Origin of the sequence: Schaalia turicensis ACS-279-V-Col4 (genome assembly GCF_000296505.1) — a bacterium.
GTDB lineage: Bacteria > Actinomycetota > Actinomycetes > Actinomycetales > Actinomycetaceae > Pauljensenia > Pauljensenia turicensis_A.
Genome location: NZ_JH815210.1, coordinates 1 through 13,177 on the forward strand (window position 1 = coordinate 1; position 13,177 = coordinate 13,177).

General features: G+C 55.4%; 7 protein-coding genes and 2 rRNA genes. All 9 read right to left on the minus strand.

All coding sequences use genetic code 11. From position 1 onward, the window contains the following. Nucleotides 1-1,272: ribosomal RNA gene (locus HMPREF9241_RS09505) — 23S ribosomal RNA — on the minus strand; the annotation flags it as partial. 334 nt (nucleotides 1,273-1,606) lie between these two features. Beyond that, nucleotides 1,607-3,149 (minus strand): 16S ribosomal RNA (locus HMPREF9241_RS06840). 651 nt (nucleotides 3,150-3,800) lie between these two features. Then, a complete protein-coding gene (gene tyrS, locus HMPREF9241_RS06845) occupies nucleotides 3,801-5,066 on the minus strand; it encodes a tyrosine--tRNA ligase (RefSeq protein ID WP_006681555.1) in 1,266 nt (421 codons plus the stop codon). A 42-nt stretch (nucleotides 5,067-5,108) separates the two neighbouring features. Beyond that, on the minus strand, nucleotides 5,109-6,542 hold the full coding sequence (gene argH / locus HMPREF9241_RS06850) for an argininosuccinate lyase (protein WP_006681556.1): 1,434 nt from the start codon (nucleotides 6,540-6,542) through the stop codon (nucleotides 5,109-5,111). Then, nucleotides 6,539-7,924 (minus strand): O-antigen ligase family protein, encoded by a 1,386-nt coding sequence (locus HMPREF9241_RS06855; RefSeq protein ID WP_006681557.1) that lies wholly within the window; start codon nucleotides 7,922-7,924, stop codon nucleotides 6,539-6,541. The genes argH and HMPREF9241_RS06855 overlap by 4 nt, the downstream gene beginning before the upstream one ends. A gap of 139 nt (nucleotides 7,925-8,063) precedes the next feature. Continuing rightward, a complete protein-coding gene (locus tag HMPREF9241_RS06860; protein ID WP_006681558.1) occupies nucleotides 8,064-9,287 on the minus strand; it encodes an argininosuccinate synthase in 1,224 nt (407 codons plus the stop codon). Nucleotides 9,288-9,344: 57 nt separating this feature from the next. After that, nucleotides 9,345-9,857 (minus strand): arginine repressor, encoded by a 513-nt coding sequence (locus HMPREF9241_RS06865; protein ID WP_006681559.1) that lies wholly within the window; start codon nucleotides 9,855-9,857, stop codon nucleotides 9,345-9,347. 50 nt (nucleotides 9,858-9,907) lie between these two features. Next, nucleotides 9,908-10,399, minus strand: coding sequence for a flavodoxin domain-containing protein (locus HMPREF9241_RS06870; RefSeq protein WP_040318670.1), 492 nt, complete (start codon nucleotides 10,397-10,399; stop codon nucleotides 9,908-9,910). A gap of 128 nt (nucleotides 10,400-10,527) precedes the next feature. Beyond that, nucleotides 10,528-13,176: a phenylalanine--tRNA ligase subunit beta gene (pheT, locus tag HMPREF9241_RS06875; protein WP_006681561.1), complete on the minus strand. Its 2,649-nt coding sequence runs from the start codon at nucleotides 13,174-13,176 to the stop codon at nucleotides 10,528-10,530. Between the last annotated feature and the right edge of the window lies 1 nt (nucleotide 13,177).

The window sequence follows — 13,177 nt, forward strand, 5'->3', positions numbered from 1 at the left end:
AGGCAGGTCCCCTGCCCAGGCTCTTTCATGTGTGAGTGCCACAGCTTCGGCGGTACGCTTAAGCCCCGCTACATTGTCGGCGCGAAACCACTTGACCAGTGAGCTATTACGCACTCTTTCAAGGATGGCTGCTTCTAAGCCAACCTCCTGGTTGTCACCGCGATCTCACATCCTTTCCCACTTAGCGCACACTTAGGGGCCTTAGCTGATGATCTGGGCTGTTTCCCTCTCGACTACGAAGCTTATCCCCCGCAGTCTCACTGCCATGCTCAACCTAATGGCATTCGGAGTTTGGCTGACGTCAGTAACCCATAGGGCCCATCGGCCATCCAGTAGCTCTACCTCCACCAGGCAACACACAACGCTGCACCTAAATGCATTTCGGGGAGAACCAGCTATCACGGAGTTTGATTGGCCTTTCACCCCTACCCACAGCTCATCCCCCAGGTTTTCAACCCTGGTGGGTTCGGTCCTCCACACAGTCTTACCTCTGCTTCAACCTGGCCATGGGTAGATCACCCCGCTTCGGGTCCAGAACACGCGACAAACGCCATATTTCAGACTCGCTTTCGCTACGCATACCCCACACGGGTTAAGCACGCCACGTATCACTGACTCGCAGGCTCATTCTTCAAAAGGCACGCCATCACCCCACAAGGCTCTGACGGCTTAAAGGCACACGGTTTCAGGTACTATTTCACTCCCCTCCCGGGGTACTTTTCACCATTCCCTCACGGTACTATGCACTATCGGTCATCAAGAAGTATTTAGGCTTACCAGGTGGTCCTGGCAGATTCACACGAGATTTCACGAGTCCCGCACTACTCGGGCACCTATCCCACCTACGCATGCAACAGTCCATCTACACGACTATCACGCACTCCGGTCCGCTATCCCACACGGTTCAACTACCATCACACACGCAAGCCCCTCCCCGGCAGAGAAGAGACGAACAAGCCCCACAACACCGCACACGCAACCCCCGCCGAGTATCACACGCACACGGTTTAGCCTCCTCCGCTTTCGCTCGCCACTACTCACGGAATATCTTTTCCTACGGGTACTAAGATGTTTCACTTCCCCGCGTTCCCCCCACCACCCTATACACGTTCAGATGATGGTAACCAAGCACAACCCTGGTTAGGTTCCCCCATTCGGACACCCTCGGATCAAAGCTCGCTCGCCAACTCCCCGAGGCATATCGCAGGCCGCAACGTCCTTCATCAGCTCTTGATGCCAAGGCATCCACCGAATGCCCAACAAAACTAAACAAAACCACACAACAAGAAAATAAAGATGCTCACAACCACTATACAAATCACAAACAACCCACCACACACACCACCACCCCCCAAACACCCCACAAACACAGGGCGCAACAAAAAAGAGAGGCGGCAACATGCGAGCCAAAACGCTCAAACGGTGTTGAACGTGAACCCGACAGCGTGTCTGCTTCCATGGAGCTTGCACCCCTGTTTTCCACTAAAAACACCCACGCACCCACACCCACCAAGAAAAACCCTCGGTGAACACATGCGAGCACAAGAAACACACACCACACACACTCACGTGCCATGATGCGCATCCCCAAAAACGGGCTCCCTAGAAAGGAGGTGATCCAGCCGCACCTTCCGGTACGGCTACCTTGTTACGACTTCGTCCCAATCGCCAATCCCACCTTCGACCACTCCCCCCGGAAAACCGGTTAGGCCATGAGCTTCGGGTGTTACCAACTTTCGTGACGTGACGGGCGGTGTGTACAAGGCCCGAGAACGTATTCACCGCAGCGTTGCTGATCTGCGATTACTAGCGACTCCACCTTCATGGGGTCGAGTTGCAGACCCCAATCCGAACTGAGACTGGCTTTAAGTGATTCGCTCCACCTTACGATATCGCAACACTCTGTACCAACCATTGTAGCATGCGTGAAGCCCAAGACATAAGGGGCATGATGATTTGACGTCATCCCCACCTTCCTCCGAGTTAACCCCGGCAGTCCCCCACGAGTCCCCACCATAACGTGCTGGCAACATAGGGCAAGGGTTGCGCTCGTTGCGGGACTTAACCCAACATCTCACGACACGAGCTGACGACAACCATGCACCACCTGCACACCCCCAACCAAATGCCACCACATCTCTGCAGCGTCAGGGTGCATGTCAAGCCTTGGTAAGGTTCTTCGCGTTGCATCGAATTAATCCGCATGCTCCGCCGCTTGTGCGGGCCCCCGTCAATTCCTTTGAGTTTTAGCCTTGCGACCGTACTCCCCAGGCGGGGCACTTAAAGCGTTAGCTACGGCGCAGAAACCACGGGTGGCCCCCACACCTAGTGCCCAACGTTTACAGCGTGGACTACCAGGGTATCTAATCCTGTTCGCTCCCCACGCTTTCGCTCCTCAGCGTCAGTAACGGCCCAGAGACCCGCCTTCGCCACCGGTGTTCCTCCTGATATCTGCGCATTCCACCGCTACACCAGGAATTCCAGTCTCCCCTACCGCACTCAAGTCAACCCGTACCCACCGCACGCCCCCAGTTAAGCCAGAGGATTTCACGGCAGACGCGGCCAACCGCCTACAAGCCCTTTACGCCCAATAATTCCGGACAACGCTCGCGCCCTACGTATTACCGCGGCTGCTGGCACGTAGTTAGCCGGCGCTTCTTTACCCACTACCCTCACCACAACCCAAAGCTGCGGCTTGACCATGAGCGAAAAAGGTTTACAACCCGAAGGCCTTCATCCCTCACGCGGCGTCGCTGCATCAGGCTTGCGCCCATTGTGCAAAATTCCCCACTGCTGCCTCCCGTAGGAGTCTGGGCCGTATCTCAGTCCCAATGTGACCGGTCACCCTCTCAGGCCGGTTACCCGTCAAAGCCTTGGTAGGCCATCACCCCACCAACAAGCTGATAGGCCGCGAGCCCATCCCCCACCAGAAAAAACCTTTCCACCCACCAACATGCGCCAATGAGTGAATATCCAGTATTAGCAGCCGTTTCCGACCGTTATCCCAAAGAAGAGGGCAGGTTACTCACGTGTTACTCACCCGTTCGCCACTAATCCACCCCAACAAAGCTGGAGCATCATCGTTCGACTTGCATGTGTTAAGCACGCCGCCAGCGTTCGTCCTGAGCCAGGATCAAACTCTCCGAACAAAAACATATCCAGAAAAAACCAACCACCAAAACGCGGCCAGCCAATCCCAACAATAAAAACAAACTCAAAAACAAAAAACAGGCATAAAAACAAACACACTATCGAGTTCACAAACAACACCCACACACCCCAAAACAGCCACAAAAAACCGCAACCATCAAAAACAGGGAGGAAGCAACCACGCCACAATCACAAACCCAAAACCACAAACAGGCCCAAAAGCTTGCAACCACTCGGCGCAACAACAGAAACAATACCCACCCCCCACCACACCGTCAAATCAGCGCAAGCTTCAATTCCTACCTCTTGCACACCAGCAGATTCGCAGTATTTCGCCGAAAAGTGGCTCTGAGCAGCAAGGAAACACTAAAATTGTGATCTGTCAGCGTTTTGCAGACCACAAAACTAGACCGCGATTGCGACTCAGATCTCCGTAGCAAACGCCGACTGTCACACGGCGCCTACACGTCGCCACATACATGCGATTGCGTACGTACACGGCGACCAATACATCTAAGAACACCACGCAGCACAGCACCAATATCGAGATGCAATGACCTGTTAGAAACGCACTGCGGGGCGGAAACGTAGTGTTTCCGCCCCGCAGGTGAGTCCAATCAGGAAATCACTGCGATTCCCATACGGACGCTTCAGTCGTCGAATTCGATGACAGCAAGGTTGCGACGCCCCTTACGGATCAGCAGTCGATGACCAGCCAGAACGTCGTCAGCCGTGAACACAGCTTCCGCGTCCTCAAACTTGACGTTGTTCAGGTACGCGCCACCGGAAGCAATCGTGCGACGTGCGGCGCCTCGTCCCTTTTCCAAACCGGTTTCAACCAACGCGTCAACCATCGTTGCCTCACCGAGCTTCACAGTTGCGCGAGGAAGATCCGACGTAGCAGAAGCCAAGGTATCCGCATCGATTGCGCGCAGATCTCCACCACCCCAAAGGGCGTTGGTTGCGCCAAGAACACGCTCAAACTCTTCTTCACCGTGAACAAGCTTCGTCACCTCAGCCGCCAGGGCCTTCTGGGCTGCGCGCGCATGAGGACGCTCTGCAACCTCAACCTCAAGCTCTTCTATGCGAGCACGGTCAAGGAAGGTGAAGATCTTCAGGAAGCGAACAACATCGGCGTCCTCAACCTGCAGCCAGAACTGGTAGAAGGCGTACGGGCTCATCATCGTCGGATCGAGCCAAATCGCACCGCCCTCGGACTTACCGAATTTCGTACCATCAGCCTTCGTAATAATCGGAGTCGTCAGCACGTGCGACACCTCGCCGTCAACCTTACGAATCAGATCAACGCCACCGATCATATTGCCCCACTGATCGTTACCGCCGGTCTCGAGAGTGGCACCGTAACGACGATGCAGTTCAAGGAAATCGTTCGCCTGCAGGATCTGATAGGAGAACTCCGTGTAGGAAATGCCCTCATCCGATGCCAGACGACGCGCAACAATGTCCTTACCGAGCATCGTGCCAACGCGGAAGTACTTACCGATACCGCGGAGCAGATCAATGGCGCTCAGTTCCTCAGTCCAGTCGAGGTTGTTCACCATCGTCGCCGCGGCCGGTCCTTCAAAATCGAGAAAACGCGAGATCTGGTTGCGCAGATTGTCTGCCCAACCGCGAACGACCTCGGTCGGCTGTAGCTGACGCTCCCCCGATTGACGCGGATCGCCAATCTGACCGGTTGCCCCACCAACAAGTGCGAGTGGCTTATGACCAGCCAGCTGCAGGTGACGCATCAGAAGAATTTGAACAAGGTGTCCGTGGTGCAGAGAAGCTGCGGTCGGGTCGAAGCCACAATAAAAGGTGACCGGCCCGGCGTTCAGGTGCTCGCGAAGAGCATCAATGTCGGTGTGCTGGGCGATGAGACCCCTCCACTGGAGGTCATCCAGAATGTCGGTCACTTTAAATTCCTTCCATTTCGGCTCGAAGTAGCCGAGGCTATCTTAGCGGGTTGGGGTGGACGCCCACTCACGGCATCCAGCAATACGGACAGCAAGTGCTTGTCGTTGTTCCTCAACGCGAACAGGAGCAGTTCCCCCCTTCCCCAGTCGCGCGGATACAGATCCTGCGACGTTCAGGACTTCGCGGACATCCGGGGTCAGAAGCGACGAGGCCGAGGTCAATTCTTCATCGCTGAGATCAGCAAGCTCGACGCCACGTCGCTCTGCCATCTTGACGCAAGCTCCAGAGATTTCGTGCGCGCTACGGAAAGGTACTCCCCTACGCACAAGCCACTCTGCAATGTCCGTGGCAAGCGAGAATCCCTGAGGTGCGAGCTCCGCCATGCGCTCCAAGTTAAGGGTCATCGTTTCAACCATTCCCGAAACAGCGGGCAGCAAAACATCGAGCGTATCCAGCTGATCGAAGACAGGTTCTTTGTCTTCTTGAAGATCGCGATCGTATGCCAGCGGGATGCCCTTGAGCACCGTCAATAGGCTCATCAGATCACCGATCAGGCGACCGGCTTTACCGCGAGCGAGTTCAGCCACATCGGGATTCTTCTTCTGAGGCATGATCGATGATCCTGTTGAGAAGGAATCATCAAGAGTCACGTAGTCGAATTCCTTGGTGTTCCACATGATGATTTCTTCGCTGAGGCGAGAGATATCAACGCCGATCATCGCAAGGATAAAAGAGCACTCCGCAACGATGTCACGCGACGCGGTTCCATCGATCGAATTATCCACCGAATCATCAAAGCCGAGCTGACGAGCAACAGCCTGCGGATCCATGCCGAGAGTATTACCTGCCAGAGCGCCCGAGCCATAGGGAGAAATCGCGGCACGCTTATCCCAATCGGCAAAACGTTCAACGTCGCGAATCAGAGGCCATGCGTGTGCCATCAGATGATGCGCCACCAAAACGGGTTGTGCGTGTTGCATATGAGTACGCCCCGGCATAACAGCGTCACCAGCACGTGCAGCCTGCGACAAAATCGCGTCCACAACATCCAGGACGCGGCTCGCAATATGGCGCGTCTCGTCACGCAGGTACATGCGAATCAGTGTTGCAATCTGATCATTACGCGAACGCCCCGCACGCAACTTTCCGCCAAGCTCACTACCCGCGCGCTCAAGCAAACCACGCTCGAGTGCCGTATGGACATCCTCATCGTCCGGCGATGGAACAAACGCACCCGACGCAACATCGGCATCCAATTGCGCCAACGCGGCATGCATCGCGTCGATTTCATCAGCGCTTAAGAGGCCAGCCTCGTACAGCGCGTCAGCGTGGGCATGAGAACCAGCAATGTCCACATGCGCGAGACGCCAATCGAAATGGGTAGAAACTGAAAGGGCTGCGAGCGCCTGCGCAGGACCACCGGAAAAACGGCCACCCCACAAAGCAGTCGGTGTTGTTGTCTCTTGCGAAGTCACGGGTTCATCATTCCTTGCCCTCGCGACAAACTCCAATTCGCGAGACGTTTAAACGGACCATATTTTGCAAACAGTGAAGCAAAAGGTTGTTTTTTCGCCACCCACGCTGCCAAGATGACAAAAAGAATCCAGTTGCCTTCAAACAAAAGACGGGATTCAACCGTCGACTGAATAATCAATGCTGAAGCAATCATTGCTGGCATTACAACCCTGCGGGATTCATCGATATGGCGCACAGCGTAAATGAACGTGCCAAAGAATACTGTCGCAACGGCGACGCTCAGAATTGAGACTCCGATAATGCCTGTCTGGAAAAGGGCCTCGATAAACGAGTTGTGAGCCTGAGTTGTCGGAGTTCCATCACCGCGACGAATGAAATTCGAAAAAACAGGCACATCACCTTGATAGCCAATGGTGAAGCCCCATCCGAGAATCGGATGTTGGCTCCACATGGGGAGAAGCGCCTTCCAGATGTCACCACGACCTGAAAAATCCGGGGAACGACCAAGGAAATCAGTGATCGCCAAACGGTTAAACAGTGCGATCACCGCTCCTGTCAGAGTCAGCGAGACGATCAAAGAAATCAGGGCGGGACGATGAGGACGCGTCACCGACTTCACCAAACCGAAGGACATTGCGATCGCCATACAGATGATGACCGCGACGGTGACCGTTCCTGAACGCGTCAGAGCAATTGTCACAATCGAAATGATCAGCCAGATAATCGTTGACGTCGTGTTTTTATACGTTGACATCCATTTGACAAGCAAACAGAGAATCAACAGCAACGCAATAAACGCAAGCGGATTCCGATTACCGGGGAAGCCTTGAATAGGGCCACCATTAAAAAGATCTCCATAAACCCAATAGGACATATCGGGCACGGATTCCCCAGCGCGGATCATTGGAATCGGAGCCAAGCGCTGTTTCCAGATAAGAGCGGTGAACAGCTCAAGAGCGTAGGAAACAATCAGAATGACCTTGAACGAAACGATGAGAAGATTCGCTGTTTCCGTAAACGTGTAACAGGCAGAAATCGCCAAACCTGTAAGAGACACGCCGATTGTCACGACGGCAAACATCGCAGAATAATGCGGATATTGCGACCATGTGACCGATAAAGCGCACCACATGACGAACAGCAGTGTGGCAAGTGGATACGCAACCTGTGTGAAACGAATCTGATTGAGATGCATCAGATACGCCAAAGCAACAAATAATGCCACCATGACAACCGAAGACCCGTAGAAGCCAACGATATTACGTACGCCTTGGCCTGCGAAGCCTAGAAAGAAGATTGCAATGGTGACGATATCTAAGGCTCGACGCTCAGGCGTCGTCTTCGCCCCATACCTGCGTAGAAACTCAACCGATTCTTTCATCGTGACCACTCTAGCGAAAGAACGTGCCACGCCCCGGTGTCCATTGGGCACACTTAGATAAAGAAAACACGTGTGCCCAAGGAAATCGGCCTTGGGCACACGTGCATATCAGTGTTTGTTTGACCAAACGAACGTCTGCTCAGTATCCCTGCGAGTTACCCAGACGGACGTCACGAGCAGCCGCAAGCTTCGACTGCAGACCGTAGATATCAATGAATCCACGCGACGAGGACTGATCGAAGCTATCGCCAGTCTCGTAGGTTGCCAGGTTGAAGTCATACAGTGAAGCCTCGGAACTCCGCCCATTCACAGTTGCACGGCCACCGTGCAGGACCATACGAATATCACCGGTCACATACTGCTGAGTATCTTCAATGAACGCATCCATGGACTTCTTCAACGGTGAGTACCACTGGGCTTCATAGACCAATTCACCCCACATCTGCTCAAGACCACGCTTGTAGCGGCGCTGCATGCGTTCGAGGGTGATGGATTCCAACCCCTGGTGTGCTTCGATCAAAGCGAGAGCACCGGGAGCCTCGTAAATCTCACGTGACTTGATGCCAACCAGACGATCTTCGACCATGTCAATACGACCGATGCCTTGAGCGCCTGCACGGCGGTTCAGCTCTTGGATTGCTTCAAGCGGGGTGACTGCGCGACCGTCAATGGCTACCGGGATGCCCTTTTCGAAGGAAATGACGACCTCATCCGGAAGCGGCGGGTAAGTCGGATCATCGGTGTAAACGTAGACGTCCTTGGTCGGCGCGTTCCACAGGTCTTCAAGGAAGCCAGTTTCGATTGCTCGACCCCACACGTTCTGGTCGATCGAGAACGGGTTATGCTTCGTCGTTTCGATCGGCAGGTGGTGCTTCTCGGCGTATTCGATAGCAACGTCACGCGTCAGCGCAAGGTCACGAACCGGCGAGATGCAGTCCATGTCGGGGGCCATCGACGTAATCGAAACCTCGAAACGTACCTGGTCGTTCCCCTTGCCGGTGCAACCGTGAGCAACAGTGTGTGCGCCAAATTCGCGCGCAGCTTTCACCAGGTGCTTGGCGATCACGGGACGGGACAGAGCTGAAACCAGCGGGTACTTACCTTCATAGAGGGCATTCGCCTTCAGTGCCGGCATGCAGTATTCGTTGGCGAACTCGTCGCGAGCATCTGCAACGTAGGCTTCCACCGCACCGCAGTCGAGCGCGCGCTGGCGGATGACCTCGAGGTCTTCGCCGCCCTGCCCCACGTCAACTGCAACCGCAACGACCTCGCGACCGGTCTGTTCGCCGATCCAACCAATAGCAACGGAGGTGTCCAAACCGCCCGAGTATGCGAGGACAACGCGGTCCTTGTGCTCTGCCATGTTGTATTCCTTCTCCGATGAAAGTGTGAGAGTGGAGTGAATAAGAAAAGTGTGGGCTCAGTGAGCGGAAGATCCGGGCTCAGCAAGATCCATCAGATACGATTGGGTCTGCTGCGCATCTTCAGAAGATCGACAAATCACAAGGATTGTGTCATCGCCCGCGATTGTTCCCGCAACTGCATCAAGACGAACAGCATCGATAGCTGAGGCCAAGAGATTGGCTGCTCCAACCGTTGTCCTGAGCACCAGCTGATGGTCAACAAGGATTGAGGTAACGAGGATCGACTGGCACCATTTCTGCAAGCGTTCGTGTCCAGCTTCGCCTTCGTGGGTTGCTCCCCCGTCAATATCGGGAACGGAGTAGATGCGAGTGCCGTCAGCCACACGAATCTTTGTCGCACGCATATCGACAAGGTCACGCGACAGAGTTGCCTGAGTAACGTCAATACCTTGCTCACGCAACAGATCGCGAAGATCCTTTTGCGAACCGATTGATCCGCTAGCAAGAATTGAACGAATTGCTTCACGTCGCGCAGCGGGCGTTTGTGTGCTTCGATCTCCCATATGCATGATTATACATAACTATGTATAAATTGCACAATGGCGCGAGGCGCCCAAAATCAGCGCTGTTCGAGATCCTTCAGAATCGAATCAGTCCACTCGTTGATCTCATCCCAGTTGCGGAAATCGCCTTCCACAACACCGGCAAGACGTGCAACTGAGCGTTCACGCAACGAAAGCAACGATGGGGTGTAGCGACCAGCAAAAGAATGAAGATCAATAGCACTGACGCGAGTCAGAAGCGGACCGATACGCGTCGGATCCTGAGGGGCATGCTTCGGAACACCATTCATACCAACCGAGAATGCCCACACGGGCTTGTTTTCAAGCTGGGCGCTAAAACGATCCATGAAATCGTGCGCTCCATCCATCCACTGCAGGATATAAACAGCCGAACCGCAAATCACAGCGTCATAAGTGTCAACAGAAGTAACATCCTCCGGCGCGATGCGATCAGCCGTGTGACCGGCATCTTCGAGTCGCCTCGCAATCGCGTCGGCAACTTCGTTCGTTGAACCATGCTTTGAAGAAGCAGTGACAAGGATATGCATAGCTATAAGTGTGGCAGAAAGCCGGGCTGGAGTCGCGCTGACATCTCGTACTGAGTCAAGATACACAAGGCGCGGACTCCAGCCCGGCTGTTCTATCGGTCATCGTGCCCCGTCAGGAGCCTCGTTAACTAAGAGCGCAACTGTGCTCCCAGCACCTTGCCCGCCTTCGCGACGACACTTTCGCGAACCTCACGAACTTCGTCGGCACTCAGCGTGCGATCCGGCGCACGCAACTTCAGAGCGAACGCCAGCGAGCGAACGTCAGCGCCAAGTGTCTCGGATTCGAAAATGTCGAACAGCGTCACTTCTTCAAGCAACGCTCCCCCGCCCTGGCGAACAACCTGCTCGACGCGAGCAACAGGGATCGACTTCGACACAACAAGAGCGATGTCTTCCTTCGCAATCGGGTAAGTCGAGACGGGCTTCACCTGCGTCGGCTCACCGCTCATCGCCTCAATCAGAGCAGACAGATCAACCTCTGCGGCGCACGAACGGGCCTGCAAGCCAAACGACTTGCACACGCCGGGGTGAAGTTCGCCAGCCATCGCGATATCAATCAAATCGCGACCACGGCGGACGAATACGCGAGCAACACGACCCGGATGCCACGGAGCAACATCAGCCGGATCCGATGCAGGTTCAGGCATCAGCGGACCGGGCACCTTCTTGTAGTCGGCATCCCACGCGCGAGTGACCTCAATGCGAACGCCCAGAAGAGACGCAATATTCTCGACCGTCTCAAGAGCATCCGACCATGCGAACATGCGAGCAGGCTCGACAACCGGCGAAGCCGAGGCACGACCGGCAAGGACAACACCCACATGCCACGGCTGAGCAGGAGTGCCAGCACGCAGTCCAGCAAGTTCCTCATCAGTCGGGCGCTGTTCAGCGCTCAGAAGATCGGCAGGAACTGTGCCTGCAGGGCGAACAACAAGTCCGGTTTCAAACAGCGCCACGCGGTCGCTACCGCGTGCAACGTTGCGTCCGGCAGCGTCAAGCAAGGTATCAATGATCGAGGTGCGCAACAGGGGTGCATCATCCGCAAGCGGGTTACGAAGCTTCAGAGCCTGACGACGTTCATCGCCCTGAGTGAGACGCTGACGATCGAAGGAATCCGAAACGAACGGATAGCTGAGAACCTCAACCAAACCAGAAGCTGCAAGCGACGCAGAAACGTGACGACGCGCCTGCTGCGCATCAGTCAAACCAGCACCGGCAGGAGCCGACGGCAGAATCGACGGAATAGTGTCGAAACCGTCAAGACGTGCAATTTCCTCAACCAGGTGGGCAGAACCAGTCAGGTCGGGACGCCACGTCGGAACGGTCACGTTGAAGATTCCGTCTTCGATTTCGTCGAGCATGCAACCAATTTCAGTGAGAAGCTCCTCAACGCGTTCCTTCGAGTAGTCGACGCCGATCAAGCGGGCGGCATCGGTGTACGGGAAACGAATTGACGAGGCCGGCGCGACTTCGTTGAAGTCGGATACTGCTGCATCTGCCGTTCCCCCGCCGTACTCAACCAGCAGGTCAACAGCTCGTTGAGCTGCGACAGGAGCAAGCTGGGGATCAGTGCCACGTTCGAAGCGCTTCGACGCTTCAGACGGCAGGTGGTGACGACGTGCGGTACGGGCGACCGACACCGCATCAAAGTGAGCGGCTTCGAGGAGGATATCCGTCGTGGAATGCTCGACCTCTGAATACTGACCACCCATAACACCGGCCATGCCGATGATGCGTGATCCTTCACCGTTCGGAGAATCTGTGATCAGCAGGTCCTGCGGATCCAGTTGCCGATCGACCTCATCCAGCGTTGTCAGACGCTCACCGGCGCGTGCGCGACGGACAACGATCGGAGCTTCAAGAGCATTCAGGTCGTAGGCGTGCATTGGCTGCCCAAGGTCGAGCATCACGTAGTTGGTGATGTCAACGGCCAAGGAGAGGCTACGCATTCCTGCTGCTTCGAGACGCTCGACCATCCAACGCGGGCTGGGAGCCGAAGGGTTCACGCCACGAACAATGCGGGTGACAAAACGGTCCGCACCGGGCTTACCGTGGATCGGCGCGTCGTCTGCGATACGCACCTTGAATCCGTCAGCGGTTGCCTCGGGCACCGAAGCAACACGGTTTCCAACCAGACCGGGATCCGTGAACTTCGCACCCGTCGAGTGCGCGAATTCGCGTGCGACACCGCGCATTGAGAAGCAGTAACCGCGGTCAGGGGTCACGTTGATCTCAAGAGTCTCTTCGCCCAAGCCAAGGAAACCGAGCAGATCAGAACCCGGAGCAGGGATCTCACGGTCTGGGAAATACTTCGGCAACACGATGATGCCATCGTGATCGTTACCCAGTCCCAGTTCACGGGCAGAGCAAATCATGCCATCGGAAATGTGGCCGTAGGTCTTACGCGCTGCAATCGCGAAATCGCCGGGAAGAACTGCACCGGGCAGGGAAACAACAACGAGGTCACCCTCAACGAAGTTGTGAGCACCGCAAATGATGCCACGGCTTGGCAGATCCGAAGGTTCCTTACCGGCACCCGGCTGGTCGTTGTACTGACCAACGTCGACGCGACAGTAATTGACAGTCTTGCCGTTGGAGGCAGTTTCCTTCACCAGGGTCAGAACCTTGCCAACAACCAGCGGACCGGTGACCTTTGCGGGGTGGATTGCTTCTTCTTCCAGACCAACCTTCACCAGCGCTGCTGCGAGCTGCGCGGCATCAAGATCAGCAGGGACCTCGACGTGATCGGCGAGCCAAGAAATCGGAACCATTGGCATG